This is a genomic window from Rathayibacter sp. AY1E8 (assembly GCF_002931415.1).
GTDB lineage: Bacteria > Actinomycetota > Actinomycetes > Actinomycetales > Microbacteriaceae > Rathayibacter.
In genome coordinates, this window is record NZ_PSVI01000045.1 from 2,567 (window position 1) to 29,210 (window position 26,644).

Below are 26,644 nucleotides of genomic sequence, written 5' to 3' on the forward strand. Positions count from 1 at the left end.
AGGAAGCGGTACCGGCGGTGTCGCGCCCGACGCTGTCGCCGCGAAGCCGGCGCCCCCCCGTCTGGAGAGGGCTGATCGTGTGTCGCGGCGTTCTCCGCAAGGCGGAGGAGGAAGCGGTACCGGCGGTGTCGCGCCCGACGCTGTCGCCGCGAAGCCGGCGCCCCCCCGTCTGGAGAGGGCTGATCGTGTGTCGCGGCGTTCTCCGCAGGGCGGAGGAGGAAGCCGGTACCGGCGGTGTCGCGCCCGACGCTGTCGCCGCGAAGCCGACGCCCCCCCGTCTGGAGAGGGCTGATCGTGCGTCGCGGCGTTCTCCGCAAGGCGGAGGAGGAAGCGATACCGGCGGTATCGCGCCCGACGACAACGCCGCGGAGAGCGCCGCGACGTGCGATCAGTGGCCGGACCAGGTCTCGACGTTGGCGACGCGGACCTCGATCTCCCGCCCGTTGGGTGCCGTGAAGCGGGCGGTGTCGCCGACGTTCAGGCCCATGATCGCCGATCCGAGGGGGCTCTGGGGGCTGTAGACGTCGAGGTCGCTCTCGCCCGCCATCTCGCGGTTGCCGAGGAGGAAGCGGGACTCGTCGCCGGCGATCTCGGCGGTGATGATGGTGCCGGCCTCGACGACTCCGTGGCTCTCGGGGGGCGTGCCGATCTCGGCTTCGCGGAGGAGGGAGGTCAGCTGGCGGATGCGGGCCTCGATCTTGCCCTGCTCGTCCTTCGCGGCGTGGTAGCCGCCGTTCTCCTTCAGGTCGCCCTCCTCGCGGGCGACCTCGATGCGCTTGGCGATCTCCTCGCGTCCGTTGGTGGACAGCTCGGTGAGCTCCGCCTCGAGGCGGTCGTACGACTCCTGGGTCATCCAGGTCACCTGTGACTGGTCGGCCATGGTGGGCTCCTGCTCTGCGGGCCGCGCTCGCGGCGCCCGGCAGCACCGTGCGGAGGTGTCCGCGTCCGGCGGTGGGGACGGCCGGCGTCAGGCGGCGGTGGGAATGGCGAGGCCCCGACGAGTCCGTCAGGGCTTCGGGCAAGCCTACGGGAGCCAGCAGGAGGAGATCAAACCTGTGTTCGCGAGCTCGGTGGTGCGGACGGTCTCCGTGTAGGAGCGGAAGCGCTCCGTCGAGGCGGGGTACTCCACGACCAGCCAGCCGACCACGGCGGACTGCTCGTTGAGGGCCTGGACCGCGCAGGCGACCTCGCGGCCGACGGGCGCGGTGAGGTCGAAGGAGACGGTGACGGTGCGGTCGTCGACGACCTGGTGCGCGGTGTCCTGGACGTCCACTCCGCCGCGTGCTCCGTCGAGTCCGGCCCAGACGACCCAGGCGGCGAAGACGGCGACGAAGGCGAGCGCGACGCCGCCGAAGAGCCAGCGGTTCCCGCGGCGGGTGCGAGTCGTGCGGCCGTAGCGGGTGGCGAGGGGTCCGGCGGCGCGGACCGCGTCCGGATCGAGTGCGGGCGCGGCGGCTCCCTCGACGCTCTCGGACGTGCGGGCGGCCACGGAACTCCCTGGGTGATGCGTCTACTCTGGACGGGTGGCGCGCGTCCTTCGCGGACGGGAGCGCCGATCCCATTAAACCCCGAGGAATCGAGCGATCGTGTCCCAGGCCGTCGAGGTCTCCGTCGATTCGGAGGTGCGGGACACTCCGCGCCTCCTCGCCGTGCACGCCCATCCTGACGACGAGTCGAGCAAGGGCGCGGCGACGCTGGCCGCCTACGCCTCGCGAGGCGCCGAGGTCATGGTGGTCTCCTGCACCGGAGGCGAGGCCGGCTCCGTGCTGAACGAGGGCCTCGAGGCCCGCGCGCACGCCGAGCGCGACATCGGCGGCCTCCGCCGGTACGAGATGGCGGCCGCTCGCGAGGCGCTCGGCGTCGAGCACGCCTGGCTCGGCTTCGTCGACTCCGGCATGCCCGAGGACGGGAAGGTCGACGCCGCGTCGTTCGCGGGCCTGCCGCTCGCCACGGCCGCCGCTCCGCTCGTGCGCCTGGTCCGCCGGTTCCGGCCGCACGTGATCATCAGCTACGACGAGAACGGCGGCTACCCGCACCCCGACCACATCCGCGCCCACCAGGTCGCCGTCGAGGCGTACCGCGCGGCGGGCCTCGCCGAGGAGTACCGGGGCACGGGCGCTCCGTGGTCGATCTCGAAGCTGTACTACGACCGCGTCTTCAGCGGCCAGAAGCTGCGGGCGATCGCCGAGCACCTGCGCTCGATCGACCCGGAGGACCCGCGCCTGTCGGTCTTCGAGGAGATGAAGCGCTGGAACGAGGACACCCCGTACCTCGCGACCACGCGGGTCGTGATCTCCGGCTTCCACGATCGGCGCGATGCGGCCCTGCTGGCCCACGCCAGCCAGGTCGCTCCGGACAACGCCTTCTTCTTCCTCCCGCACGAGGCGATCGACGCCGCCTGGCCGACCGACGACTTCCAGCTCGTCGAGAGCCGGGTCGACGCGCCGACGCCCGAGACGGATCTCTTCGCCGGTCTCGACCTGGCCGAGCTCGCCCCGGGCCCGACCGCGGTCGTCCCGCCGATCGCTCCCGACCCCGAGCCCTCGGGGGACGCCCCGGTGTCCCCGGAGCCCGACGGCTCCGGCGTCGTCGTCGCCGACGAGGTGCGCGCGTGATCGCCGGGCTGCTCGAGGGCGCCCAGCGCGCCGTCGTCCTCGCCTCCACGACGGTGCCGACCCCGGGTCCCGAGTTCAACGAGGACACGGTCACGCCGGGCCTCTTCGGCTTCATCACGATGCTCGTGATCGCTCTGGCCGCCGTCCTCCTCGCGCTCGACATGGTCCGGCGCGTGCGGCGCACCACCTACACCGCCCAGGTGAAGGAGCGGCTCGACGCCGAGGAGGCGGAGCGCAGCGAGGGCTGAGCCCGGCCCGCACCGGTGGGCCCGGGCCCCGCTAGGCGTTGTAGGCGGGGTGGAGCGAGACGATCAGCGCCGCCGTCCAGTGGCAGAGGAACGCCACGGCAGTGAGCGCGTGGAAGATCTCGTGGAAGCCGAAGACGCCCGGGACCGGGTTGGGCTTCTTGATCCCGTAGATGACGGCGCCCGCGGAGTAGCAGAGCCCGCCGACGAGGACGAGCACCATCATCGTCGCGCTGGCCTCGAAGAGCGGACCGAGGTACATCACGGCCGCCCAGCCCAGCAGCAGGTAGAGCGGCACGTAGAGCCAGCGCGGCGCGCCGATCCAGAAGACGCGGAAGCCGATCCCGAGCAGCGCCCCCGCCCAGACCAGGACCAGCAGGAGCGTGCCCTGCGCGGGCGGCAGGGCGAGCACGGCCAGCGGCGTGTAGGTGCCGGCGATCAGCAGGAAGATGTTGGCGTGGTCGATCCGCTTGAGGATCATCTTCGTCCGCGGCTTCCAGTCGAAGCGGTGGTACAGAGCGGAGTTGCCGAAGAGCAGGAGCGACGTGGTCGCGAACACCGCGGCCGCCCACTTCGCCGCGGTCCCCTCCGCGACCACGATCAGCACCACTCCGGCGACGATCGCGAGCGGGAAGAGGCCGGCGTGGATCCAGCCGCGCCAGGTGGGCCGGACCTCCGCCGAGGAGTCGTGCTCGATCGCGTCCTCGACGAGGGGGAGGGCGGGCAGGTCCGGGCCGTCCGCTCCGACGGCGTCTCCGCCGCGGGCGGTGCGGGCGCGGGGATCGGACGGGGGAGGCGTCGGCCGCTGGCTCATGCCGGACAGACTACGACGCCGTCCCGGGCCGACGCCGAGCGCCGCCGGGCTTCGAGGAGCGCCCCGGGTCGACTACCGTGTCACTGTGCCGAAGCCGAGACTGCCTGTGGGAAGGGACCTCCTCTACGGCGTCTACAAGAAGCGCCTCCGCTCGAGCCTTCCCCCCGACTCCCTGCCGAACCACGTCGCGATGATCATCGACGGCAACCGGCGCTGGGCGCGGCAGCGGGCCCTCGAGACCGCCGCGCACGGCCACCGGGCCGGCGCCGCCAAGGTGCACGAGTTCCTGCAGTGGTGCGACGAGCTCGGCGTGCGCCACGTCACCCTCTACCTGCTCTCGCAGGACAACCTCGTCGGCCGCGACAGCAGCGAGCTGACCGAGCTGATCGCGATCATCGCCGACCTCGCCGAGGAGGTCTCCCAGCAGCCCGACTGGCGCGTGCAGCACGTCGGCTCCGACGAGGGCCTCCCGCCCTCGCTCGTGGCCGCGCTCGACACGGCGGAGGCGCGCACCGCCTCCCACACGGGCCTGCACGTCAATCTCGCGGTCGGCTACGGCGGGCGGCACGAGATCGCCCAGGCCGTGCGGAGCATCCTGGAGGAGCACGGCAAGCGCGGCTCCTCCATCGAGGACGTCGCGGGCCTGCTGACCCCGGAGCTCATCGGCGAGCACCTGTACACCAGCGGGCAGCCCGACCCCGATCTGGTCATCCGCACCTCGGGGGAGCAGCGCCTCTCCGACTTCATGCTCTGGCAGAGCGCGCACAGCGAGTTCTACTTCATGGAGGCGCTCGGCCCCGACATCCGCGAGGTCGACTTCCTCCGCGCGCTCCGCGATTACGCCGGACGGCACCGCCGCTTCGGCAGCTGACCTCGCGGCTCCTGCCGCACCACCGACCGGAAGGGCCGGCATGAGCTCGAACGAGGCCACCTCCACCACGACCGAGGACTACCTCGCCGGTTTCGGCGAGGAGACCGGGTACCTCGACTTCGGCCGGGTGGGCCCGCTCTCGGCGACCGTCGCCGCCGAGCAGGAGGCGGCCGTCGAGCTGCTGGTGCGCGCGCGCAGCGGCACCCTCGACGAGCTGTTCCGGCAGGACGAGCGCGTCCGGGAGGCGGCGGCGGCGCTCGTGCGCGTCCCCGCCGACCGCGTCGTCTTCCAGCCCAACACCTCGACCGGCCTCCTGCACGCGCTGTTCGGCGCCTCGGGCGCGGTGCTGCTGTCGGCCGCGGAGTTCCCGAGCCTGCCGTTCGCGGCGGTGCGCTCGGCGCAGGCTCTCGGCTCGGTGGAGCCCCGCTGGCTGCGGACCGAGCAGGGACGGGTGACGCCGGAGGCGGTCCGCGAGCAGCTCACGGACGACGTGACGACCGTCGCGGTGAGCCTGGTCGACTCCCGCACCGGCTACCTCGCGGACGTCGCGGCGATCCGCGACGTGATCGGCGACCGGATGCTCGTCCTCGACGCGATCCAGGGCTTCGGCGTCGTCGACGCGCCCTACGAGCTGGCGGACGTGGTCGTCACCGGCGGCCAGAAGTGGCTCCGCGCCGGCTGGGGGACGGGCTTCCTCGCGCTCAGCGAGCGGGCGCTGTCGCGGCTGACCCCGGTGCTCTCCGGCTGGACGGGATCGGAGCAGGCGGAGCCGTGGGACGAGGTGGCTCCGCCGCGCGGCGACGCCCGCGCCTTCAGCATCAGCAACCCGGACCCGATCGCCCAGGCCCGGCTCGCGTCGGCGCTGGAGGAGGTCGCCGCAGTCGGGCAGTCGACGATCGCCGCACTCGTGGCGGAGCGGGTCAGCGCGATCGTCGACCTCGCGGACGAGTTCGGACTGGCGGTCGTGGGCTCCCGCGGCGAGCACGAGCGCGCCGGCATCGTGGTCGTCGAGCCGGAGCCGGAGGAGCTGGCCCCGCTGGCAGCCTCCCTCGAAGCGCACGGCGTCACCGCACGCCTGCGTCCGAGCACCGTCCGCTTCAGCGCGCACGCCGGCACCACCGACGAGACCCTCGCGCTGCTCCGCGCCGCCCTGATCTCGTCGGCCACGAGCATCGACTACTAGGCCGGATTCCGCGCGTTCACACACTGGTTACACATTCGTAGCGGTGAGAAGCACACGGATGTCATTCGCCGGGTTAGGTTCGAGTCATCAGGTACAGCGCCTGGTCGAGACGGCCACAGAAGTACGGCTCGACATCGCGCAGACGCCGAAGGGACACTGCGCGGTGCACGACACGCACCGATGAGGCCGGCTCGAGGACATGAGCCGGGGGCTCCGGCCCCCGGAGTGTGGAGAGTCGTCGTGACAGTTCCCCAGGGCATGGATCCGCAGACCGGGACGCAGGGCGGCGTCCACCGCCGTGTCCAGCACGGCTCCTCGGATCCGGCCGATCAGCTCCTCCGCACCTACGTCCTGGACACCTCGGTGCTGCTGTCGGATCCCTCCTCGATGTTCCGGTTCGCGGAGCACGCCGTCGTGCTGCCGATCGTGGTCATCAGCGAGCTCGAGGGCAAGCGCAACGATCCCGAGATCGGCTACTTCGCCCGACAGGCCCTGCGCCGCCTCGACGAGCTGCGCGTGCAGCACGAGCGCCTCGACTTCCCCATCGCCGTCGGCCGCGGCGGCACGCTCCGCGTCGAGCTCAACCACTCGAACATGTCGGTGCTGCCGAGCGGGCTCCAGATGGGCGACAACGACGCGAGGATCCTCGCCGTCGCGCTCAACCTGCAGAGCGAGGGCGCCGCGGTCACCGTCGTGTCCAAGGACATGCCGATGCGCGTGAAGGCCGCCTCCATCGGCCTCGCCGCGGAGGAGTACCTGGCCGAGCAGGCCCCCGAGTCCGGCTGGACCGGCATGGACGACGTGACGCTCGGCGGCGACGCGATGAGCGAGCTCTACGACCGCGAGCGGCTCTTCACGGACGTCGTGGCCGACATCCCGGTCAACACCGGGCTCGTCGTCCACTCCGACCGCGGCTCCGCTCTCGCGAGGGTCACCGGCAAGCGGCAGATCACGCTGGTCCGCGGCGACAAGGACGTGTTCGGCCTGCACGGGCGGTCGGCGGAGCAGCGGCTCGCGATCGACCTGCTGCTCGACCCGGAGGTCGGCATCGTCTCGCTCGGCGGCAGGGCCGGCACCGGCAAGTCGGCGCTGGCGCTCTGCGCGGGCCTGGAGGCGGTGCTGGAGAAGCGCCAGCACAAGAAGATCATGGTCTTCCGGCCGCTCTACGCGGTGGGCGGCCAGGACCTCGGCTTCCTGCCCGGCGACGCGGCCGAGAAGATGAACCCCTGGGCGCAGGCGGTCTTCGACACGCTCGGGGCGCTGGTGTCGCAGAACGTGCTCGACGAGGTGATCGAGCGCGGGATGCTCGAGGTGCTGCCGCTCACGCACATCCGCGGGCGCTCGCTGCACGACGCGTTCGTGATCGTCGACGAGGCGCAGTCGCTGGAGCGGAACGTCCTGCTCACGGTGCTCTCGCGGGTCGGGCAGAACTCCCGGGTGGTGCTGACCCACGACGTGGCGCAGCGCGACAACCTCCGGGTCGGCCGGCACGACGGGGTCGCCTCCGTGATCGAGACGCTGAAGGGCCACCCGCTGTTCGCGCACGTCACGCTGACCCGCTCCGAGCGCTCGGCGATCGCCGCTCTGGTCACCGAGATGCTGGAATCGAACGAGCTCGCCTGACGGGCTCGCTGTGCGTCCGGTCCGTGGGATCCGAGGATCCCCGGGCCGGGCGCGTCCCTGCAGGGCACCGGGGCGTAGCGTGGACGGGTGAGCATCCTCGACGACGCGCTCCTCGAGCGCTTCCGCACCCGCGCGGCCGACTACGACGAGCGCAACGCGTTCTGCGCGGACGACCTGGAGGAGCTGCGCTCGATCGGGTACCTGGCGCTGCTCGTCCCCGAGGAGCTCGGCGGTGCCGGCCTCGGCCTGGAGCAGGCGGCCGCCGAGCAGACGCGCCTCGCGACCGCCGCGCCCGCGACCGCGCTCGCCGTCAACATGCACCTGGTCTGGACCGGGATCGCGCGAATCCTGCTCGAGCGGGGCGACGACTCCCTCCGCTCGGTCCTCGTCGACGCCGCGACGGGTCACGTCTTCGCCTTCGGCAACAGCGAGGCGGGCAACGACCTGGTGCTCTCGGATTCGCTGACGCGGGCGGAGCCGCTCGGGGACGGCGGCTACCGCTTCACCGGCACGAAGGTCTTCACCTCCCTCGCGCCCGCCTGGACGCGGCTCGGCGTGTTCGGTCGCGACGACAGCGGGTCGGAGCCGCGGCTCGTGCACGGCTTCGTGCACCGTGAGCGCCCGGACTCGCCGGTCGCCGGGCTCGAGGTCCGCGACGACTGGGACACGCTCGGCATGCGGGCGACCCAGAGCCGCACGACGGTGCTCGACGGCGTCGTCGTCCCGGCCGAGCGGATGATCCGCTCGCTGCCCGTCGGACCGACCGCCGACCCCTTCGTCTTCGCCGTCTTCGCGGCCTTCGAGCTGCTGATCTCCTCGGTCTACCTCGGTGTCGCGCAGCGCGCGCTCGAGCTCGCCGTCGCCTCCGTCCGCCGACGGGCCTCCCTCCGGGCGGGAGGGCGGCCACTGGCGGAGGACCCCGAGGTGCGGCACCGGGTGGCTGAGACCGGGATGCTGCTCGACGGGCTCGAGGCGCCCCTGCGCTCGGCGGCGGCCGACGTGGACGCGCTCGTCGACCGCGGCGCGCGCTGGTTCCCCTCGCTGGTCGGGGTGAAGATCCGCACCACGGAAGGAGCGCTCCGCGTGGTCGAGAGCGCCGTCCGGATCGCGGGCGGCTCGGCGTACCAGCGCCGGTCGGAGCTCGGTCGCCTCTACCGAGACGTGCTCGCCGGGCAGTTCCACCCCTCCGACGACGCGTCGGCTCACGGCGCCTGGGCGTCGCTCCTGCTGGGACCGCTGCCTCCGCGCGACTGAGGCCGGGGAGAGACCCGCCGCCGCCCGAGCACACCGGCGGGCCGCCCTGTGGAGAACTCCGACGCCCCGAGGGCGGTGCCCCCTAGTCTCGGCGGATGCTCCGCGGATCTCTGCTCGACCGGGCCGCCCTGCTCCTCGGCGCCCTGGTGCTCCTCCTGATCGGGGCCCCGCACCTGGGTCGGGCGCCCGGCCTCGTCCCGGTGGCGCTCGCGAGCGTGCCGTTGGTGCTGGCGGACGTGCGCGGGCACCGGCTCCCGAACGCGGTCACGCTCCCGCTGCTGGTGGTCGGAGCCGTCCTCGCGCCCACGGCGGGGACGCTTCTCGCCGTCCTCGCGACGGTGCTGTGCCTGGGCGTGCTGCATGCGGCGGGCGGGCTGGGCCTCGGCGACGTGAAGCTCCAGGCGGCCCTCGCACCGCCGCTCGCGGCTCTCGGACCCGAGCACGTCGTCGCCGCGCCCGCTGTCGGCTTCGCGGTGGCAGGGCTGTGGGTGCTCGTGCTGCGCGTCCGCGGGCGGGTCGCGTTCGGACCGTTCCTGCTCGCAGGGTTCTGGCTGGTGGTCTGACGGCCCGCCTCCGCGCCGAGCGCAGGGACGGGCCGTCGGAGGGCCGGGCTCAGCCGGGGTGGGTCATCGACATGACGTCGAGGGCGCTGTCGAGCTGCTCCTCCGTCACCTCGCCGCGCTCGACGAAGCCGAGGTCCACGACCGACTCGCGGACGGTGATCCCCTTGGCGACCGAGTTCTTCGCGACCTTGGCGGCGGCCTCGTAGCCGATCACCTTGTTGAGCGGGGTGACGATCGAGGGGGAGGACTCGGCGAGGGCGCGGGCGTGCTCGACGTCGGCCTCGAGGCCGTCGACGGTCTTGTCGGCGAGCAGCACGGCGGAGTTCGCGAGCAGGCGGATCGACTCCAGCAGCGCCGTCCCCATGACGGGGATCGCGACGTTGAGCTCGAAGGCACCCGAGGCGCCTGCCCAGGCGATGGTGGCGTCGTTGCCGATCACGCGCGCGCAGACCATGAGGACGGCCTCCGGGATCACCGGGTTCACCTTGCCGGGCATGATCGAGGATCCGGGCTGGAGGTCGGGGATCCGCAGCTCTCCGAGGCCGGTGTTGGGGCCGGAGCCCATCCAGCGGAGGTCGTTGTTGATCTTGGTCAGGCTCACCGCGAGCACGCGCAGCGCTCCGGAGGCCTCGACCAGCGAGTCCCGCGCGCCCTGGGCCTCGAAGTGGTTGCGGGCCTCGGTGACGGGAAGGCCCGTCTCCTCCGCGAGGCGCGCGATGACCTTCTGCGGGAAGCCGGCGGGGGTGTTGATCCCGGTGCCGACCGCGGTGCCGCCGAGCGGGACCTCGGCGACGCGGGGGAGCGCCGACTGCACGCGCTCGATGCCGAGGCGGATCTGCGCGGCGTAGCCGCCGAACTCCTGGCCGAGCGTGACGGGGGTGGCGTCCATCAGGTGGGTGCGGCCGGCCTTGACGACCTCGGCCCACTGCTCCGCCTTGACCTCGAGCGACTCGGCGAGCTGCTCGAGCGAGGGGATCAGCGACTCGATGAGCGCGCCGGTGACGGCGACGTGGACCGAGGTGGGGAACACGTCGTTGGAGGACTGCGAGGCGTTGACGTGGTCGTTCGGGTGCACGGTGCGGCCGAGGGCCGTGGTCGCCAGCGAGCCCAGCACCTCGTTCATGTTCATGTTCGAGGACGTGCCCGAGCCGGTCTGGTACACGTCGATCGGGAAGTGCGCGTCGTAGCCGCCCCCGACGACGAGGTCGGCCGCGTCGGCGATCGCCGTGGCGATGTCGGCGTCGAGCACGCCCAGCTCGGCGTTGGCCAGCGCCGCCGCCTTCTTGATGCGGGCGAGGGCCGCGATCTGGGCAGGCTCGAGGGCCGCACCGGAGATCGGGAAGTTCTCGACCGCCCGCTGGGTCTGCGCGGCGTAGAGGGCGTCGCGGGGGACCCGCACCTCGCCCATCGTGTCGTGCTCGATGCGGAAGTCGCCGGAGTCGTCGGTCGGGGAGTGATCCACCACGCTGTGTTCGTCCTTGTCTGATCGGTTGGTGCTGTGCTGTCCGGAGCCGCTCACGCGGGATCCGATCCCACCGCGCTCGGAGCGGCGGCGGAGGAGGCCGAGCCGGAGTCGCGCTCCAGCTCGGAGACGTAGGGGCTGAGCTCGGGCGGATCGATGCCGAGCACGACATCGGACATCACGGTGCCGTCCGAGAGCCGGTAGTTGGCGCCCACGAGGGCGAGCCGCCCGGTCGCGACAGCGTCGGCGATCAGCGGGGAGCGCTGGAGCAGCTCGGCGACCGTGTCGCGCAGGTGCTCGCGGCCGACGGCCAGCGCGTCGGTCGCCGACGGGTCGACGAGCACGCGGCCGTCCGGCTGGGCGCCCACGAGGCGGCGCACCGCGGGGATAATCGGCTCGATCAGGTGCTCGATGTGCGGGGGGAGCCGCTCGGCGCCGGGCGCCTGCGACTGGATCGCCGCCCGGACCGCTCCGCACTCGTCGTGGCCGAGCACGAGCAGCACCTTCACGCCGAGGACGGCGACGCCGTACTCCAGCGAGCCGATGATGGAGTCGGCGATCACCTGGCCGGCGTTGCGGACGACGAAGAGGTCGCCGAGCCCCAGGTCGAAGATGATCTCTGCCGCGAGGCGGGAGTCGCTGCAGCCGAAGAGCGCGGCGAGCGGGGCCTGCGCGGCGGCGAGCTCGGCGCGGCGCTCGACATCCTGGCGGGGGTGGCGGGGCTCGCCGGCGACGAAGCGCTGGTTGCCGCGGAGCATCTCCTTCCAGACCCACGCCGGCGGGCGGGACTCGCGGGGGACGGTGCTGCTGGTTCCGAGGCTCATCGGGACTCCTCCTGGCCGATCTGCGGGGTGATGGCGTCCACGACCAGGCGGATCTCGTCCGTCGGGGCCGTGCCGTAGACGAGGTAGGTGCTGGAGCCCTCCGTCGTCTCGAGTGCGTAGGGCGTGTTGCCGGTGTCGTCGCCGGAGTCGCGGTGGTCGTAGACGGTCCAGTCGCGGCCGTCGATCGTCTCGACGCCGGTCGCCGCCCGGCGGTCGAGCTGCGTCGCGACCCAGGCCGCGTCCGCGTCGAGCCCCTGGCTCAGGCCGATGTAGCCCGCCTTCGGGGTGATCAGGCCGACGTACCAGTAGTCGGTGCCGTTCTCGCGGCGGAGCTCGGCCGCGTTGGCCTTCCAGCCGTCGGGCAGGGAGGGCACGGCGAGCGTCTGCTCCTCGCCCAGCTGGACCTGTGCGGCGACGCGGGGGACGTCGACCGAGGAGAGCTCCACGGTGTCGCCGCGGGGGACGAGCAGGACGATGAGCGCTACGGCGCCGACGGTCGCGAGCAGCGAGAAGACGAGGTTGTTGACCGTCTTGCGCTGACGGTAGAGCCGGGAGTTCTCGGCCTTGCGTGCGGCCGTCTCGGCCGCCGTCTCCGGGCGCCCGAGCTCGGCGACGACCCGCGCGGCCTTCGCGCGGCTCATCCGGCGGCCGCCCCTCCGGAGCGGGCCGCGTCCAGCCGGGCGCGTGCTCCGATCAGCCACTCCTCGCAGCGGGCGGCGAGGGCCTCGCCGCGCTCCCACAGGGCGAGCGAGCGCTCGAGGGTGGAGCTGCCCTGCTCGAGCTCGGACACGACGCGGACGAGCTCGTCGCGCGCCTGCTCGTAGGAGAATCCCGAGACGTCGGAGTCGGTCGCCGGGGCGTCGGGGGAGTCGGGCATGGGTCTGATCCTATCGATCGGGGCTGAGGGGGGACGGGTGGCGCGGCGGGCTCAGGACCGGCCGGCGGGATCGCCGGTGGGCCCCTCGGAGCGGGCGCCGACGGCCCCCTCCGCGAGCGTGAGGACGAGTGCGCCGCCGGCCGGTGCGTCGCCGGGCGCCCGGACGACGTGCCCGGCCGCGTTCTGGACGATCGCGTAGCCGCGGTCGAGGGTGTGCTGGGGGGAGAGGGCGCGCAGGTGGCCGTGCAGGCGCTCGACCTCGAGGTGCGCGCGCTCGAGGCGGCGGTCCACCAGCTCGGCGCCGCGCGCGACCCAGCGGGTCAGCTCCTCGGAGTGCCGATCGACCAGCACGTGCGGCTGGGCGAGCACCGGCCGCGAGCGCAGCTGCGAGAGCCGGTCGATCTCGTGCGAGACGAGCCCGCTCACGCGGCCGGTCATCCGCAGCCGGGCCTGCTGCACGCGCAGCAGCTCGTCGGAGACGTCGGGCACGACCCTCTTCGCGGCGTCGGTGGGAGTGGAGGCGCGCAGGTCGGCGACGTCGTCGAGCAGCGGGCGGTCGGCCTCGTGGCCGATCGCGCTGACGACCGGAGTGGAGCAGGCGGCGACGGCGCGCACGAGCGCCTCGTCGCTGAAGCCGAGCAGGTTCTGGAAGTCGCCGCCTCCGCGGGCGATCACGATCACGTCGATGCTGTCGTCGGCCTCGAGGGTCCGCAGGGCCGAGAGCACCTCCGGGACCGTCCGGTCGCCCTGCACGGCCGAGTGGACCACCCGGAAGCGCACCGCAGGCCAGCGCAGCCGCGCGTTCCGCAGCACGTCCTTCTCGGCGTCCGAGTCCTTGCCGGTGATGAGGCCCACGCCGTGCGGGAGGAACGGCAGCGGCTTCTTGCGGGAGGCGTCGAACAGCCCCTCCGACGCGAGCTGCCGGCGGAGCCGCTCGAGCTTCTCCAGCAGATCGCCCAGGCCGACGTGGCGCATCTCGAAGACCTGCATCGAGAGCGTGCCGCCCTTGACCCAGTAGTTGGGCTTCACCAGCGCGATGACCCGATCGCCCTGCTTGAGGTCGGCCGGGAGGCGGCTCCGCACCGACGACCAGACGGTGAAGCCGACCGTCGCGTCTCCGGACAGGTCCTTCAGCTTCCCGTAGACGTTGCCGCCGGACACGCCCCACTGGGTGATCTCGCCCTCGACCCACGCGGTCCCGAGGCGCTCGATCCAGCCCTTGATCTTGCTGGCGAGCAGGCCGACCGGCCAGGGTGCGTCGGCGGTGGGTGGGGCGTCGGTCATCGCTGCCTCTGCTCGGAGGGACGGGGGAGCGGGAGTGCCCTCCCGCGACGACAACGGTACGGGACGGGTCCGACACCGGGACGGCCCGGGCACAGGATGCACCACGTAGAATCAGGGGGTGAGCCAAGTCCCGATCAGCCTGCCCATGCCGCGCATGCCCCGCGCCACAGGGCGTCTGCGCGACGTCCCCGTCGAGGGCCGCAAGCGCGTCCTCCTCGCCGCGCCCCGCGGCTACTGCGCCGGAGTCGACCGCGCGGTCGTCGCCGTCGAGAAGGCCATCGAGCACTACGGTGCCCCGGTCTACGTGCGCAAGCAGATCGTGCACAACGTGCACGTCGTCTCCACGCTCGAGAGCCAGGGTGCCATCTTCGTCGACGAGGTCGACGAGGTGCCCGAGGGATCGCACATCGTCTTCAGCGCGCACGGCGTCTCACCGGCCGTCGTCCAGGGCGCGGCCGACCGCAGTCTCCAGGCGATCGACGCGACCTGCCCCCTGGTGACGAAGGTGCACCGCGAGGCCGTCCGCTTCGCGCGCGACGACTTCGAGATCCTCCTCATCGGCCACGAGGGCCACGAGGAGGTCGAGGGCACCGCGGGCGAGGCTCCCGATCACGTCACCCTCGTCGGCAGCCCCGACGACGTGCCGAACATCGTCGTGAAGGACCCGGACAAGGTCGTCTGGCTCTCGCAGACGACGCTCTCGGTCGACGAGACGATGGAGACGGTGCGCCGCCTCCGCGAGCGCTTCCCCAACCTGCAGGACCCGCCGAGCGACGACATCTGCTACGCCACGCAGAACCGCCAGGTCGCGATCAAGAAGGTCGCCGCGGGCGCCGAGCTGGTCATCGTCGTCGGCTCCGCGAACTCCTCCAACTCCGTGCGCCTCGTCGAGGTCGCCCTCGAGTACGGCGCGAAGGCCGCCTACCGGGTCGACTACGCCAGCGAGATCAAGCAGGAGTGGCTCGAGGGCATCCGCACCGTCGGCGTCACCAGCGGCGCCTCGGTGCCCGAGGTGCTCGTCCAGGAGGTCCTCGACGACCTCGCCGCCGCCGGGTACGGCGATGTCGAGGAGGTCAAGACGGCGGAGGAGGACCTGATGTTCTCGCTTCCCAAGGAGCTGCGCAAGGACGTCGCCGGCAAGCGCGACGCCCGCGGCGTCGGTGGACGCATCAGCGCGGGAGCGGGCGCCTAGAGCGTTCCGGCCCGGACACGGAAGAGGCCGCCCTCCCTCGGGAGCGGCGGCCTCTTCCGTGTGCGGTGGAACGGGGATCGACGCTAGACGTCGGTCCCGGCGCCGCCCTGCGAGCCCGACATGCGCGTGACGTACTCCGCGAACGTCGGGTCGCCCAGGATGGCGATCGCCGCGACGATCAGGGAGAGCAGCACGGTCGCCGCGATCCCGAGGATCGGGACGAGCACGGCGCGCTTGCCGGCGCGGAGCCGCCGGATCGAGATCCACACCGCGAAGGCGACGATCAGCGACTGCGCGAGCGCCACCACGACGCCGAGGATCCGTGCGAGCTCCGGCGACGCGTAGGTGCCGATGCCCTGGGAGCGGTAGAGCTCCTGGAGGGTCGTCGCGAAGCTCGAGGGATCGAGCAGCGTCGGCACGGCGAAGAACACGCCGAGCGCGAGCAGCACGATCGTGAGCAGGCGGTCGACGGGATGCGCGACGGGCTTCGCGGCCGGAGCGGTCGCGGGCCTCGGATCGGTCTCCGACCCCCTCGGGTCGGGGACGACCACGGCGTCCTCCGGCGGCTGCCACGACCAGCCGGGCGGCGCGTACTCGCCGTACTGCGGCTCCGGACGCCTGTCGCCCGGCTGATCGTGTGCGTTCGTCACGGAGCGGTGCCCTACTTCCCGGAGTTCCCGGCCGAGCCGAGCTGACGAGTCGCCTCGGCGACGCGCGCGGCCATCGCGGTCTCGGCGATCTTGCCCCACGAGCGCGGGTCGTAGACCTTCTTGTTGCCGACCTCGCCGTCGACCTTGAGGAAGCCGTCGTAGTTCTTCAGCACGGTGTCCGCGACGGAGCGGCTGAACGCGTACTGCGTGTCGGTGTCGATGTTCATCTTGACGACGCCGTTGCGGACCGCCTCGGCGATCTCCTCGTCGGTCGAGCCCGAGCCGCCGTGGAAGACGAGGTCGAGGGGGAGCGCGCCGGTGCCGTACTTCGCCTGCAGGCCGTCCTGGATCTCGCGGAGCAGCTCCGGGCGCAGGCGGACGTTGCCCGGCTTGTAGACGCCGTGGACGTTGCCGAAGGTGAGGGCGGCCATGTAGCGGCCCTGCTCGCCGAAGCCGAGGGCCTCGACGGTCGCGATCGCGTCGTCGAGCGTGGTGTAGAGGTGCTCGTTGATGTCGTGCGAGACGCCGTCCTCCTCGCCGCCGACGACGCCGATCTCGACCTCGAGGATGGCGTTGATGTTCTTGACGCGCGGGAGGATCTCCTTCGCGATGGCGAGGTTCTCGTCGAGCGGGATCGCGGAGCCGTCCCACATGTGCGACTGGAACAGCGGCTCGCGACCGGCCTTGACCTCCTCCTCGGAGGCGGCGATCAGCGGGTAGACGAAGCCCTCGAGCGCGTTCTGCGGGCAGTGGTCGGTGTGGAGCGCGACCGTGACCGGGTAGTTCTTGGCGACCTCGGTCGCGAACCTCGCGAAGGCGATCGCGCCTGCCGCGCGGTTCTTCACGGTGTGGCCGGCGAAGTAGTCCGCGCCTCCGGTGGTGACCTGGATGATGCCGTCCGAGCCCGCCTCGGTGAGGCCCTGGAGGACCGCGTTGATCGTCTGCGACGACGAGACGTTGAACGCCGGGTAGGCGAAGCCGCCCGCCTTCGCCTTGTCGAGCATCTCTGCGTACTGGTCCGGGGTAGCGACGGGCATGGCATCTCCTTTGACGGATGAACGAAGGGGGGTCGGGCGAGGCCCGCGTCGCGGACGAGTCTAGCGAGGCGCCCCTCCGCGGTCCCTCCGCCCGTGGAGGGCCCTGGACTAGGCTTCGGGCAGGGATGGGGATCCGCTCCGCGGGTCCTGCGACGACGTGCACGAACTCGACGACGAAGGACTCCGCTCTGTGATCGACAACGACTCGCTCTACCTCCACCCCGACCGCAACCTCGGCATGGAGCTCGTCCGCGCCACCGAGGCCGCCGCGATCCGCGCCGTGCCCTTCATCGGCAAGGGCGACAAGAACGCCGCCGACGGCGCAGCGGTCGACGCCATGCGCACCTTCCTCGGGACCGTGAACTTCGACGGAGTCGTCGTGATCGGCGAGGGCGAGAAGGACAACGCGCCCATGCTCTTCAACGGCGAGCACGTCGGCAACGGCTCGGGGCCCGCCGCCGACATCGCCGTCGACCCGATCGACGGCACCTCGCTGACCGCGGCCGGGCGCCAGAACGCGCTCTCGATGATCGCCGTCGCCGACCGCGGCGCGATGTTCGACCCCTCCGCCGTGTTCTACATGGAGAAGATCGTCACCGGGCCCGAGGGCGTCGGGATCATCGACATCCAGCGCCCGATCGGCGAGAACATCCGCGCCCTGGCCCGCGCCAAGCGCAAGCCCGTCGAGGAGATGCGCATCGCGGTGCTGGACCGCCCGCGCCACGCTCAGCTGATCGAGGACATCCGCGCGGCCGGAGCCGGCACGCGCCTCCTGCTCGACGGCGACGTCGCGGGCGGCATCAACGCCGCTCGCCACGACTCCCGACTCGACATGTGCGTCGGCACCGGAGGCACGCCCGAGGGCATCATCACGGCCTGCGCCATCCGCGCGCTCGGCGGAGTGGTCCAGGGCATCCTCCGCCCGAAGGACGACGACGAGCGCCAGCGCGCCGTCGACGCCGGCCACGACCTCGATCGCGTCCTCCACGCCAACGACCTCGTCCGCAGCGACAACACCTACTTCGTCGCGACCGGAGTGACGAACGGCGGGCTCGTGAAGGGCGTGCGCAAGGAGGGCCACGTCATCACGACGGAGTCCATCGTGCTGCGCTCCCGCTCGGGCACCATCCGCCGCGTGACCGCCCAGCACCTCGCGGAGAAGTGGGTCTAGGCCGTCACCGTCTCTCCGAGACGCCGCACTGCTGCTGAGGCGCCGTCCCGATGACGGCGCCTCGGCGAGTGCGGCGGCGTTTCGGCGTGCGGGACGCGGAAGGACACCGGCCCCGGTCACCGAGGCGAGCGGGCGGGGCCGCGGTCGGTCTCGATACGCCTCGACGGCGCTCCTCCGCCGAGCCCCGGAGGCGGAGCGCCGTCGCGACCTGCGGTCGTCCGGGTGTCGAGCCGGATGGACGGCGCCGCTCGCGCGCGGCCTGCACACCCGGTGCTCGCTCAGCGGGGACCCGGGACCCTACGCGCTCCGCTCGGACTCGTCGTCCGCGGCGAGCAGCTCGACGGCGGTGAGGCGGCGCGGCGAGGAGGCGACTCCTCCGACCGGGGCGATGACGCGCGACTCGTCGAGGGAGTCGAACTGGCGCGCGGTGACCAGCACACGGCTCTCGAGCGAGCCGGCGAAGGCGTTGTAGGAGTCCACCGTCTTCTCGAGCGAGCGGCGCAGGCCCTCGGCGTGGTCGGCGAGGGTGCCGAGACGGGCGTAGAGCGTCTTGCCGAGGTCGAGCAGGCGCTTGGCGTCGTCGGTGAGCACGTCCTGCTGCCAGGTGTAGGCGACGGTCTTCAGCACCGACCACAGGGTCACGGGCGAGGCGAGGGCGACGCGCTTGCGGAACGCGTACTCGAGCAGGCTCGGGTCGGCGTCGAGCGCGCTCGCGAGCAGCGGCTCGCTCGGCACGAACGCGATGACGAACTCGGGGCTCGCCGGGAGACCGGTCCAGTAGGAGCGGGCGGCCAGCGCGTCCACGTGGCCGCGGAGGGCGCGGACGTGCGCCCGCAGGAGCCCCGCGCGCCGCGCCTCCTCCTCGCCGCCGGCGCCCGCGGGGATCGCGCTCGCCTCCAGGTACGCGTCGAACGGCACCTTGGCGTCCACCGCGATCGCCTTGCCGCCGGGCAGGCGGACCACCATGTCGGCGCGGCCGCGGCCCGCCTCGCCCTCGAGCCCGAACTGCACGTCGAAGTCGACCCGCTGGGTGAGCCCGGCGGCCTCGACGACGTTCCGCAGCTGCGTCTCGCCCCAGGCGCCGCGGCTCGTGGTGGAGCGGAGCGCGGACGCGAGGGTCTCGGTCGTCGAGCGCAGCTGCTCGCCCGCCGCCCGCTGTCCCTCGAGCTGCTCGGTGATCGCCCCGAACTGGGCGGCGCGCTCGCGCTCGAGCCGGCCGACCGCCTCCTGCATGCCGCGCAGGCTCTCGGCGACGGGGGAGAGGGTCTGCAGGATGCGCGCGTCGTGCCGCTCGCGCTCAGCGACGACGCGCAGCTGCTCCTGGAGCTCGCGGATCTGATCGCGGGCGGAACCGAGGTGCTCGCGGTGCTGCTCGACGACGGCCTCGTGCCGCTCCTCCAGGCCCTCCGCGCGGGCGCGGGCCGTCGCGAGGTCGAGGGCGAGGGCGGCGTCGGGCGTGCGGGAGCGGGCGAGGAGGACGGCCACGACCCCCGCGAGGAGCGCGCCGACCACCAGGCCGAGGGCGAAGGAGAGATCCATGCCACCGATGACACCACGCACCTCCGACATCGATCGATCGACGGGCCACGACCACCGAACGAGGGCCAGGACGCCCTGCGACCGCCTCGTAGACTTCGCGATCATGGGGAATCACCACCGCTCATCGCGCCTGCTCACGGCCGCGCTCGCTCTCGCCGTCGGGCTCGGCACCGCCCTCGTCCCGATCACCTCCGCCTCCGCCGCCGAGGACGCGCCGTCGACCGTCTCGGTCGAGACCGGCGCTCTCGACGCGTCCCTCGACCGCGCCGACCTCGGCGTCCCGGACCAGTCGACGCAGTACAGCGCCGAGGAGACGAAGAGCTTCCGCGCCGGCTTCATCGTCAGCGACGCCCAGTTCTTCGACGGCGACGCGCTGAGCACCGGTCAGGTGCAGTCGCTCCTGAACGAGAAGGGCAGCCGGTGCTCCACCGCCGGCACCGCCCCCTGCCTCAAGAACTTCTCGCAGGCGACGCCGTCGAAGGCGGCGGACGCGATGTGCAGCGCCTACCAGGGCTCCGGCAGCGAGTCGTCGGCCTCGATCTTCACGCGCGTCGGCCTGGCCTGCGGCATCAACCCGCTGGCCCTGGTCGTGCTTGTGCAGAAGGAGCGGAGCCTCGTCACCGACGTGACGCCGAGCCCCGAGGACTACGCCAAGGCGACCGGCTACAACTGCCCGGACACCGCGGCGTGCGACCCCGGCTCGGCGGGCTTCTTCACGCAGGTCTACAGCGCGGCGCGCCAGTTCAAGCGCTACGCCAACCCGCCCGGCTCCGGCTCGAACTTCACCACCTACGCTCCGGGCACGACGCCGAACGTCGCCTACTACCCGAGCACCGCGTGCGGCTCCTCGCCGGTCACCATCCGCAACCAGGCCACGGCCGACCTCTACTACTACACGCCGTACCAGCCCAACGACTTCGCGCTCACCGGCTCCGGCAACGCGGCCTGCGCGACCTACGGCAACATCAACTTCTGGTACCTCTTCAGCGACTGGAACCCGAACGGCACCCTGGCCAACGCCGGGATCGCCCCCGCGGGCCGCGTCGACGCCCCGCGCATCTCGGGCAGCACGCTGAGCGTGTCCGGCTGGGCCGTCGACCCGACGACGCAGCAGGCCGCGCTGACCACGACGGTCACGGTGACCGGCCCCGACGGCACCCGCACGGTCCGCACGCAGACCGCGAACGGCGACCGCGGCGACATCCCGGGCGAGTACTCCGTCGCCGGCCGCGCCCACGGCTTCGGCGCCACCACGCCCGTCTCGGCACCCGGCACCTACCAGGTCTGCGTCTCCGCCGACTCCGTCGACTGGAACCGCTGGGTCGGCACGGGCGACTCCCGGGGCCCCGGCCGGAAGGATCTCGGCTGCTCGTCCGTGAGCACGTCCGCCGGGATCGACGTCTCGCGTCTGGCCGGCACCGACCGCCAGGGCACCGCCGTCGAGATCTCGAAGGCCGTCTTCGGCACCAACGTCCCCGTCGTCTACATCGCGACCGGCGCGAACTTCCCCGACGCGCTGAGCGCCGCCCCGGCCGCGGCCAAGCAGAAGGGTCCGCTGCTCCTGGTCGACCGCGACTCGATGTCGCAGCCCGTTCGCGACGAGCTCAGCCGGCTCAAGCCGGCGAGGATCGTCGTGGTCGGCTCCGCACTGAGCGTCGGCGACGGCCTGCTGAACCAGCTGAGGTCCTACTCGCCGACGGTGGACCGCATCGGAGGGAAGGACCGCTACGACACGTCCAGGCTCATCATCCAGAGCGCGTTCTCGGGCGGCTCGACGCGGGCCTGGCTCGCCACGGGCGAGAAGTTCCCCGACGCGCTCGGCGCGAGCGCCGCGGCCGGCTCCGTCGACGCACCCGTCGTCCTCGTGAACGGCACCGGCAGCACGGCCGACGCCGTGACGAAGGGCATCCTCTCGAAGCTCAAGGTGCAGAACCTCACCATCGCGGGCAGCCCCCTGTCGGTGAGCGAGGGGATCAAGAACTCGCTTCCGGTGCCGACGATCACCCGCATCGGCGGAGTCGACCGCTACGACACCTCGGAGCAGCTGAACCGGGCAGCCTTCTCGAGGGCCGAGACCGTGTTCCTGGCGACGGGCGAGAACTTCCCCGACGCCCTCGCCGGAGCCACGGCGGCGGGCTACTCGAACAGCCCGCTGTTCGCCGTGCCGACGAACTGCGTGCCCCGCGCCGTCCTGACCGACATCGCGAAGTCGGGAGCTCAGCGGGTCGTCCTCCTCGGCGGTCCCACCACCCTCTCGGAGGACGTCGCGCGCCTCACCCCCTGCGGCTGATCGCCCGCGGCCCCGCCACTAGCGTGGAGGGATGACCCCGACCGCACCGTCCCCGACCGGCGTCCGACGCCGGCGGGGCGGTGCGGTCGTCGTCGGGGCGCTGGTGGCGCTCCTGCTGGGAGGGTCCGTCGACGGCACGCGCCTCGCCGCGGTGCCGTCCGAGCCGCAGACCGTCCGGCTGTGGACCTTCCTCCAGCCGGGCCCCGTCGCGGCCGACTTCGACCCGGGCGACCTGATCTCCGACGAGGTCTTCTTCGCCGGCGACGCGCTCGGACCGCTCACGGTGCGGGCGTTCCTCGACGCCCGCGTCCCCGACTGCGCGGGCGGGCCGGTGCCGTGCCTGCGCGACTACGCCGAGGACACCGCGGCGATCACGGCCGACGAGCAGTGCGATGCGCTGCCCGCCGGACGCGACGTCCCGGCCGCGGAGATCATCACCTCGGTCGCCGGCGCGTGCGGCGTGAATCCGGCCGTCCTCCTGGTGCTGCTGCAGAAGGAGCAGTCGCTCGTGACCGATCCGGAGCCGAGCGAGCGGCAGTTCCGCAGCGCCACGGGCTACGGCTGCCCGGACACCGCCGACTGCGACACGGACTCCTACGGCTTCGCCGCGCAGGTGTACGGAGCGGCGTGGCAGTTCCAGCGCTACCGGAACCCGGACTCGAGCTTCGACTGGTACCCGGTCGGCGCGGCCGGCGACGTCCGCTACTCCCCGGACGAGTCCTGCGGCACCGCCCCGGTGACGATCGCCAACACGGCCACGGCGGGTCTCTACTACTACACGCCGTACCAGCCGAACGCGGCGGCGCTCGCGAACCTCTACGGCGAGGGCGACGACTGCTCGGCCTACGGGAACCGGAACTTCTGGCGCATCTTCAGCACCTGGTTCGGCGACCCCCGCGGCTGAGCCGATCGTCTCGAGCCGGCTCGGCATGACGGACGTCAGGCGGCGACGGGGGCCTTCGGGCGCAGGCGCTTCACGGAGACGCCGGCCAGCTCGCCGAGCTCGGCCATGCTCGCGGCGCCGTGCCGCCGGGCCGCGTGCACGACGATCGCGGCGCACGCCTCGGCGTCGGCCGACGCGTCGTGGTGGCGGAAGTCCTCGAAGCCCGCGGCCATGGCGACGACGGGGAGGCGGTAGGAGTCGAGCTCGTACGTCTTGCGGGCGAGCTGCAGCGAGCAGAGGTAGTCGTACTCGGGGTGCTCGAGGGAGGTCGCCGCGCAGGCCGCGCGGATGACGCCCATGTCGAAGCCGGCGTTGTGCGCGACGAACACGTCCTCGCCGGCGAAGGCCGCCAGGTCGGCGAACTGGTCGACCCAGGAGGCGGCGGCGTGCACGTCGTGCTTGCGGATGCCGTGGATCCGCGTGTTCCACTCGAGGAAGTCGTCGTACCCCAGCGGCGGGCGGATGAGCCAGCCGGCGCGGTCGACGACGAGGCCGCCGCGGACCTTCACGAGCCCGACGGAGCAGGCGGAGGCCCCGTGCGAGTTGGCGGTCTCGAAGTCGATGGCGGTGAAGTCGATGGGCACGCTCCAGCCTCTCACGCACCTCCGACGCCGCAGGGAGCGTCGCGCGCGCGTCGCCACGAGCGGGCGGGAGCACCCGCCGGCCGCGGGCGGGCGCCTCCCGTTCCTCTCCGCCCGCCCGCCCGGCCCTTCCGCCGCCACGCCGTAGGATGTTTACCCGTGGCTCTCACTATCGCAATCGTCGGTCTCCCCAACGTCGGCAAGTCGACGCTCTTCAACGCACTGACCAAGAACACGGTGCTCGCGGCGAACTACCCGTTCGCGACGATCGAGCCGAACGTGGGTGTGGTGAACCTGCCCGACTCCCGCCTCGAGGTGCTCGCCGGGATCTTCGGCTCCGAGCGCATCCTCCCGGCGCCCGTCTCCTTCGTCGACATCGCCGGCATCGTGCGCGGCGCGTCCGAGGGCGAGGGCCTGGGCAACAAGTTCCTCGCGAACATCCGCGAGGCCGACGCGATCGCGCAGGTCATCCGCGGCTTCGAGGACTCCGACGTCGTCCACGTCGACGGCAAGGTCGACGCCGCCAGCGACATGGAGACGATCAACACCGAGCTGGTCCTCGCCGATCTCCAGACCCTCGAGAAGGCCGAGGCTCGCTACGAGAAGGAGCTCAAGGGCAGGAAGATCGAGCCGATCGTGGTCGAGACCGCGAAGAAGGCGCGCGAGTTCCTCGACCAGGGCAAGCCGCTGTCGGCCTCGTCGATCGATCTGGAGCCGATCCGCGAGCTGGGCCTGCTGACCGCCAAGCCCTTCATCTACGTCTTCAACGTCGACGAGGCCGTGCTGACCGACGACGCCCGGAAGGCCGAGCTCGCGGCCCTGGTCGCGCCGGCGGAGGCGATCTTCCTCGACGCGAAGATCGAGTCCGAGCTGATCGACCTCGACGAGGCCGACGCGGCCGAGATGCTCGAGTCGACCGGCCAGACGGAGTCGGGCCTCAACCAGCTCGCGACCATCGGCTTCGACACCCTGGGCCTGCAGACGTACCTCACGGCCGGCCCGAAGGAGACGCGCGCCTGGACCATCGGGAAGGGCTGGACCGCGCCCCAGGCCGCCGGTGTCATCCACACCGACTTCCAGAAGGGCTTCATCAAGGCCGAGATCATCTCGTTCGACGACCTCGTCGAGACCGGCTCGATCGCCGAGGCCCGCGCGAAGGGCAAGGCCCGCATCGAGGGCAAGGACTACGTCATGCAGGACGGCGACGTCGTGGAGTTCCGCTTCAACGTGTAGGACGGCTGCGCTCGGCTCGAGGCGCCCGGTTCGCTCGGATCCCCGGATCCGCGAGCCGGGCGCTTCTGCGCGGAGGTGCGGGATCGCCGACCCCGGAAGTCCGACACGAGGCCGGTCACATCCCCGGACGTCCGCCCCGCCCCGTCAGTTCAGCACATCCCCGATCAGCCAGCTCGACAGCCCGACGAGGGTGCAGACGCCGACGACCACCCAGGCGACGGTCCGGCGGACCGAGCGGGAGACCGCCTCCGAGCTGCGGGGAGTGGGACGCAGCGGCGGCGTGTACGCGGGCGGTACGGAGTAGGTCCGGGCCGGCGGGAGGAGTCGGGGGAGAGTGACCGGACGGCCGTCGACCCACTCGGCGGGCAGCTCCACGGCCTTCGCGGCCTGCAGCGTGAGCTCGACCTTCAGCGGGGATCCGCGGAGGGAGGCGTAGGCGGCGGCGGTGAGGCCGAGGCTCGCGAGGTGGCGGAGGGTCGGGGCGAAATCCGCCGAGAGGGTAGGGGAGAGCTCGCTCACCCGCTCGCCGTCGAGACGGAGCTCGACGAGGTCGCCGGCCGGGTGCAGGGTCACCAGCAGCAGGCCGCGGCCGCTCGCCGGGACGACCGACGAGAGGCGGGCGAAGTGCTCGTCCTCGCGCAGGACCGGCAGGCCCCGCGACCAGGGGAGGATCGAGTGGCGCTCGACGGGCGGCTCGTTGAGCGGCACGAGCAGCTCGGGGGCGACGAGGGCGACGCGGAGGACGGCCCGCAGGCCCTCCTCGCCGCGCTCGACCCGGAGGCGCGCGGTCGTGACCGGGACGGCTCCGCTCGCCACGACCCGGTCGAGAGCGGCCCGGTGGGCGGAGGCGTTCGGCAGGTAGCCGAGGACGCGGCCGCCGACCCGGACCGAGACGGCGTCGAGGCCGGTGGGGTGGTCGGGCTCGGGGATCAGGTCGACCTCGAGGGTCCGCTCGTCGATCTCGCCCTGCTCGAGCGTGCGGCCGATCAGATCGGCGATCTCCTCGATCCGCTCGGCCTCGGCGAGGGCGTCGACGCTCGGGGCGCCGTCGGCGTTCGGGAGGCGGTAGACGACGCGCTCCGTGACGGGGGTGACGGGTGCGTCCCGCACCACCGCGGCACTGTCCTGCGCGGAGCGGCGCGCCCCGGTGAACCGCCTGCCGTCCCACCAGCGCATCTCGGCCGCATGGGCCTCGTCGCGGTACCAGCCCGCCGGCGCACCCTCGTCCATCGACCCCCCCCGTTCCTCCGGCGAACGAGTCTACGAGGAGGGCGGGAGCGTCAGAGACCCGGGTCCGTGGCGGCGGGATCCTCGGGGGCGAGCGCGGCCGCGGGCTCTCCCGAAGCGGGGCCGCTCCACGCACCGGACTCGTGCGCCCGAGGGCCGGCGATCCACTCCAGAGCCTCGCGGACGAGCATCCGGACGTGACGCGCGTGGCCGATGGTGACGGGGGCGGGATCCTCGAGGACCTCGAGCAGGCGGTGCAGCACGGCACGGCTCTGCAGTCGTGTCATGGGCCTCACGGTAGGGGCCCGGTCGCCCGGACGGTAGTGCCGATCCGCGCCAGCGCACCCGTCTAGGCTCGCCACATGACTCGTCTCGACGGTGCCGTCGTCCTCGTCCTCGGAGCCTCGGGCGGCCTCGGCCGCCTCCTGGCCGATTCGCTGGAGGCGCGCGGTGCCGTCGCGGTGCGCTCGGGGCGCGACTCCGCGGCGCTCGGCGAGGCGCCCCTGGTCGCCGACCTGCGCGGGGAGGACGAGCCCCGGCGCGTGGTCGCCGAGGTGCTCGAGCGGCACGGGCGCCTCGACGGCGTCGTCGTGGCCGCGGGCGTCGTGGCCTTCGGGCTCTCCGCCGAGCTCGATCCGGCCGTTCTGGAGGAGCTCGTCGAGGTGAACGCGCTGGCGCCGATCCGGGTGCTGACCGCCGCGCTGCCGTCGCTCGTCGCGTCGGCGGGCGAGGGGCGCGAGCCGTTCGCGCTGACCATCAGCGGCGTGGTGGCGGAGGCTCCGACCGCGGGACTCGCCGCGTACTCCGCCTCGAAGGCGGCACTGCACTCCTTCGTGAAGGCCTCGGCCCGCGAGTACAAGCGGGCGGGCGTCCTCCTGCTCGACGCGCGCCCCGGCCACACCGAGACCGAGCTGTCCCAACACCCGCTCGCGGGAGACGCGCCCCGCTTCGGCGCGGGTCTGGCGCCGCAGGACGTGGTCGACCGGCTGCTCGACGCGGTCGAGGGCGGCGAGACCGACCTGCCTCCTGCGGCGTTCACCGGCTGACGCCGTCCCGAGACGAGGCGGAGCCGGTCGATCCTCGCGGGAGCGCCCCGGATCGAGCAGTGCAGCCTCGGCTGCGTACAGCCGTCGTGGTCAGCCTGCGCATCCGGCGGCCGGGACCGC

General features: G+C 72.7%; 27 protein-coding genes. 13 read left to right on the forward strand and 14 right to left on the reverse strand.

The window, feature by feature from the left end; genetic code table 11:
- Positions 1-388: 388 nt before the first annotated feature.
- Together greA and C5C74_RS12770 are read right to left on the reverse strand one after the other, a co-directional pair.
- Complete coding sequence (gene greA, locus C5C74_RS12765) at positions 389-880, reverse strand: transcription elongation factor GreA (RefSeq protein ID WP_104225519.1); 492 nt, start codon at positions 878-880, stop codon at positions 389-391.
- Positions 881-1,024: 144 nt separating this feature from the next.
- Complete coding sequence (locus tag C5C74_RS12770; RefSeq protein WP_104224427.1) at positions 1,025-1,489, reverse strand: DUF4307 domain-containing protein; 465 nt, start codon at positions 1,487-1,489, stop codon at positions 1,025-1,027.
- A 97-nt stretch (positions 1,490-1,586) separates the two neighbouring features.
- Between C5C74_RS12770 and mca the strand changes: the two genes are divergently transcribed.
- Positions 1,587-2,615 (forward strand): mycothiol conjugate amidase Mca, encoded by a 1,029-nt coding sequence (gene mca / locus C5C74_RS12775; RefSeq protein WP_244229458.1) that lies wholly within the window; start codon positions 1,587-1,589, stop codon positions 2,613-2,615.
- Positions 2,612-2,863, forward strand: coding sequence for a hypothetical protein (locus tag C5C74_RS12780; RefSeq protein WP_244230611.1), 252 nt, complete (start codon positions 2,612-2,614; stop codon positions 2,861-2,863). The genes mca and C5C74_RS12780 overlap by 4 nt, the downstream gene beginning before the upstream one ends.
- A gap of 31 nt (positions 2,864-2,894) precedes the next feature.
- On the opposite strand, the gene C5C74_RS12785 is transcribed toward C5C74_RS12780, so the two are convergent.
- Positions 2,895-3,674, reverse strand: coding sequence for a hemolysin III family protein (locus C5C74_RS12785; protein WP_104351656.1), 780 nt, complete (start codon positions 3,672-3,674; stop codon positions 2,895-2,897).
- Between the two features lie 106 nt (positions 3,675-3,780).
- Between C5C74_RS12785 and C5C74_RS12790 the strand changes: the two genes are divergently transcribed.
- The 5 genes from C5C74_RS12790 to C5C74_RS12810 all read left to right on the forward strand — a co-directional run bounded on the left by C5C74_RS12790 (position 3,781) and on the right by C5C74_RS12810 (position 9,168).
- Positions 3,781-4,545: an isoprenyl transferase gene (locus C5C74_RS12790; RefSeq protein ID WP_279630826.1), complete on the forward strand. Its 765-nt coding sequence runs from the start codon at positions 3,781-3,783 to the stop codon at positions 4,543-4,545.
- Between the two features lie 40 nt (positions 4,546-4,585).
- Positions 4,586-5,728 carry an aminotransferase class V-fold PLP-dependent enzyme gene (locus tag C5C74_RS12795; protein ID WP_104351657.1) on the forward strand — a complete coding sequence of 381 codons (1,143 nt, stop codon included), beginning with the start codon at positions 4,586-4,588 and terminating at the stop codon, positions 5,726-5,728.
- 258 nt (positions 5,729-5,986) lie between these two features.
- Positions 5,987-7,351: a PhoH family protein gene (locus C5C74_RS12800; protein WP_104224423.1), complete on the forward strand. Its 1,365-nt coding sequence runs from the start codon at positions 5,987-5,989 to the stop codon at positions 7,349-7,351.
- 87 nt (positions 7,352-7,438) lie between these two features.
- Positions 7,439-8,605, forward strand: coding sequence for an acyl-CoA dehydrogenase family protein (locus C5C74_RS12805; protein WP_104351658.1), 1,167 nt, complete (start codon positions 7,439-7,441; stop codon positions 8,603-8,605).
- A 95-nt stretch (positions 8,606-8,700) separates the two neighbouring features.
- Positions 8,701-9,168, forward strand: coding sequence for a prepilin peptidase (locus C5C74_RS12810; RefSeq protein WP_104332986.1), 468 nt, complete (start codon positions 8,701-8,703; stop codon positions 9,166-9,168).
- Between the two features lie 49 nt (positions 9,169-9,217).
- Here C5C74_RS12810 and C5C74_RS12815 read toward each other — a convergent pair whose 3' ends face one another.
- The 5 genes from C5C74_RS12815 to xseA are packed head-to-tail and all read right to left on the reverse strand — an operon-like array spanning position 9,218 to position 13,615.
- Positions 9,218-10,633, reverse strand: a complete 1,416-nt coding sequence (locus tag C5C74_RS12815; RefSeq protein WP_104332987.1) for an aspartate ammonia-lyase — start codon at positions 10,631-10,633, stop codon at positions 9,218-9,220.
- Between the two features lie 50 nt (positions 10,634-10,683).
- Positions 10,684-11,454, reverse strand: coding sequence for a carbonic anhydrase (locus C5C74_RS12820; protein ID WP_208543312.1), 771 nt, complete (start codon positions 11,452-11,454; stop codon positions 10,684-10,686).
- Positions 11,451-12,095 (reverse strand): DUF4245 domain-containing protein, encoded by a 645-nt coding sequence (locus C5C74_RS12825; RefSeq protein WP_104260147.1) that lies wholly within the window; start codon positions 12,093-12,095, stop codon positions 11,451-11,453. Before C5C74_RS12825 ends, C5C74_RS12820 begins: the two co-directional genes overlap by 4 nt.
- Positions 12,092-12,331, reverse strand: coding sequence for an exodeoxyribonuclease VII small subunit (locus tag C5C74_RS12830; RefSeq protein ID WP_104224418.1), 240 nt, complete (start codon positions 12,329-12,331; stop codon positions 12,092-12,094). Before C5C74_RS12830 ends, C5C74_RS12825 begins: the two co-directional genes overlap by 4 nt.
- 51 nt (positions 12,332-12,382) lie before the next feature.
- Entirely contained in the window at positions 12,383-13,615 is a 1,233-nt protein-coding gene (gene xseA / locus C5C74_RS12835; protein ID WP_104351659.1) for an exodeoxyribonuclease VII large subunit, read from the reverse strand.
- A 145-nt stretch (positions 13,616-13,760) separates the two neighbouring features.
- Between xseA and C5C74_RS12840 the strand changes: the two genes are divergently transcribed.
- Complete coding sequence (locus tag C5C74_RS12840) at positions 13,761-14,807, forward strand: 4-hydroxy-3-methylbut-2-enyl diphosphate reductase (protein ID WP_104232760.1); 1,047 nt, start codon at positions 13,761-13,763, stop codon at positions 14,805-14,807.
- 83 nt (positions 14,808-14,890) lie between these two features.
- On the opposite strand, the gene C5C74_RS12845 is transcribed toward C5C74_RS12840, so the two are convergent.
- Positions 14,891-15,457, reverse strand: a complete 567-nt coding sequence (locus C5C74_RS12845; RefSeq protein ID WP_104224415.1) for a DUF6264 family protein — start codon at positions 15,455-15,457, stop codon at positions 14,891-14,893.
- A gap of 11 nt (positions 15,458-15,468) precedes the next feature.
- On the reverse strand, positions 15,469-16,494 hold the full coding sequence (gene fbaA, locus C5C74_RS12850; RefSeq protein WP_104224414.1) for a class II fructose-bisphosphate aldolase: 1,026 nt from the start codon (positions 16,492-16,494) through the stop codon (positions 15,469-15,471).
- Positions 16,495-16,732: 238 nt separating this feature from the next.
- On the opposite strand from fbaA, the gene glpX reads away from it, so the two are divergent.
- Complete coding sequence (glpX, locus tag C5C74_RS12855; RefSeq protein WP_104351665.1) at positions 16,733-17,665, forward strand: class II fructose-bisphosphatase; 933 nt, start codon at positions 16,733-16,735, stop codon at positions 17,663-17,665.
- A 297-nt stretch (positions 17,666-17,962) separates the two neighbouring features.
- Here the strand turns inward: glpX and C5C74_RS12860 are convergent, their stop codons facing one another.
- A complete protein-coding gene (locus C5C74_RS12860) occupies positions 17,963-19,204 on the reverse strand; it encodes a DNA recombination protein RmuC (RefSeq protein ID WP_208543606.1) in 1,242 nt (413 codons plus the stop codon).
- A 103-nt stretch (positions 19,205-19,307) separates the two neighbouring features.
- Between C5C74_RS12860 and C5C74_RS12865 the strand changes: the two genes are divergently transcribed.
- Positions 19,308-21,494, forward strand: a complete 2,187-nt coding sequence (locus C5C74_RS12865; protein ID WP_104351660.1) for a cell wall-binding repeat-containing protein — start codon at positions 19,308-19,310, stop codon at positions 21,492-21,494.
- A gap of 31 nt (positions 21,495-21,525) precedes the next feature.
- Positions 21,526-22,398, forward strand: coding sequence for a hemagglutinin (locus C5C74_RS12870; RefSeq protein ID WP_104351661.1), 873 nt, complete (start codon positions 21,526-21,528; stop codon positions 22,396-22,398).
- A 35-nt stretch (positions 22,399-22,433) separates the two neighbouring features.
- Here the strand turns inward: C5C74_RS12870 and C5C74_RS12875 are convergent, their stop codons facing one another.
- A complete protein-coding gene (locus tag C5C74_RS12875; protein WP_104351662.1) occupies positions 22,434-23,021 on the reverse strand; it encodes an exonuclease domain-containing protein in 588 nt (195 codons plus the stop codon).
- Positions 23,022-23,177: 156 nt separating this feature from the next.
- Between C5C74_RS12875 and ychF the strand changes: the two genes are divergently transcribed.
- A complete protein-coding gene (gene ychF / locus C5C74_RS12880) occupies positions 23,178-24,251 on the forward strand; it encodes a redox-regulated ATPase YchF (RefSeq protein ID WP_104260229.1) in 1,074 nt (357 codons plus the stop codon).
- A gap of 144 nt (positions 24,252-24,395) precedes the next feature.
- On the opposite strand, the gene C5C74_RS12885 is transcribed toward ychF, so the two are convergent.
- Both C5C74_RS12885 and C5C74_RS12890 read right to left on the reverse strand, forming a co-directional pair.
- On the reverse strand, positions 24,396-25,481 hold the full coding sequence (locus C5C74_RS12885) for a DUF2510 domain-containing protein (protein WP_104351663.1): 1,086 nt from the start codon (positions 25,479-25,481) through the stop codon (positions 24,396-24,398).
- A 50-nt stretch (positions 25,482-25,531) separates the two neighbouring features.
- Positions 25,532-25,765, reverse strand: a complete 234-nt coding sequence (locus tag C5C74_RS12890) for a hypothetical protein (protein ID WP_104222960.1) — start codon at positions 25,763-25,765, stop codon at positions 25,532-25,534.
- Between the two features lie 75 nt (positions 25,766-25,840).
- On the opposite strand from C5C74_RS12890, the gene C5C74_RS12895 reads away from it, so the two are divergent.
- Entirely contained in the window at positions 25,841-26,524 is a 684-nt protein-coding gene (locus C5C74_RS12895; protein WP_104351664.1) for an SDR family oxidoreductase, read from the forward strand.
- The last annotated feature ends 120 nt before the right edge of the window (positions 26,525-26,644 follow it).

What these genes read in the sequence shown, in the direction of transcription:
- C5C74_RS12895 (WP_104351664.1), top strand. Translation starts at nt 25,841, where the DNA reads ATGACTCGTCTCGACGGTGCCGTCGTCCTCGTCCTCGGAGCCTCGGGC.
- C5C74_RS12860 (WP_208543606.1), bottom strand. Translation starts at nt 19,204, where the DNA reads ATGGATCTCTCCTTCGCCCTCGGCCTGGTGGTCGGCGCGCTCCTCGCG.
- C5C74_RS12785 (WP_104351656.1), bottom strand. Translation starts at nt 3,674, where the DNA reads ATGAGCCAGCGGCCGACGCCTCCCCCGTCCGATCCCCGCGCCCGCACC.
- C5C74_RS12795 (WP_104351657.1), top strand. Translation starts at nt 4,586, where the DNA reads ATGAGCTCGAACGAGGCCACCTCCACCACGACCGAGGACTACCTCGCC.
- C5C74_RS12825 (WP_104260147.1), bottom strand. Translation starts at nt 12,095, where the DNA reads ATGAGCCGCGCGAAGGCCGCGCGGGTCGTCGCCGAGCTCGGGCGCCCG.
- C5C74_RS12890 (WP_104222960.1), bottom strand. Translation starts at nt 25,765, where the DNA reads ATGACACGACTGCAGAGCCGTGCCGTGCTGCACCGCCTGCTCGAGGTC.
- C5C74_RS12840 (WP_104232760.1), top strand. Translation starts at nt 13,761, where the DNA reads ATGCCGCGCATGCCCCGCGCCACAGGGCGTCTGCGCGACGTCCCCGTC.
- xseA (WP_104351659.1), bottom strand. Translation starts at nt 13,615, where the DNA reads ATGACCGACGCCCCACCCACCGCCGACGCACCCTGGCCGGTCGGCCTG.
- fbaA (WP_104224414.1), bottom strand. Translation starts at nt 16,494, where the DNA reads ATGCCCGTCGCTACCCCGGACCAGTACGCAGAGATGCTCGACAAGGCG.
- C5C74_RS12820 (WP_208543312.1), bottom strand. Translation starts at nt 11,454, where the DNA reads ATGAGCCTCGGAACCAGCAGCACCGTCCCCCGCGAGTCCCGCCCGCCG.
- C5C74_RS12865 (WP_104351660.1), top strand. Translation starts at nt 19,308, where the DNA reads ATGGGGAATCACCACCGCTCATCGCGCCTGCTCACGGCCGCGCTCGCT.
- C5C74_RS12885 (WP_104351663.1), bottom strand. Translation starts at nt 25,481, where the DNA reads ATGGACGAGGGTGCGCCGGCGGGCTGGTACCGCGACGAGGCCCATGCG.
- C5C74_RS12830 (WP_104224418.1), bottom strand. Translation starts at nt 12,331, where the DNA reads ATGCCCGACTCCCCCGACGCCCCGGCGACCGACTCCGACGTCTCGGGA.
- C5C74_RS12870 (WP_104351661.1), top strand. Translation starts at nt 21,526, where the DNA reads ATGACCCCGACCGCACCGTCCCCGACCGGCGTCCGACGCCGGCGGGGC.
- C5C74_RS12810 (WP_104332986.1), top strand. Translation starts at nt 8,701, where the DNA reads ATGCTCCGCGGATCTCTGCTCGACCGGGCCGCCCTGCTCCTCGGCGCC.
- glpX (WP_104351665.1), top strand. Translation starts at nt 16,733, where the DNA reads ATGGAGCTCGTCCGCGCCACCGAGGCCGCCGCGATCCGCGCCGTGCCC.
- greA (WP_104225519.1), bottom strand. Translation starts at nt 880, where the DNA reads ATGGCCGACCAGTCACAGGTGACCTGGATGACCCAGGAGTCGTACGAC.
- C5C74_RS12800 (WP_104224423.1), top strand. Translation starts at nt 5,987, where the DNA reads ATGGATCCGCAGACCGGGACGCAGGGCGGCGTCCACCGCCGTGTCCAG.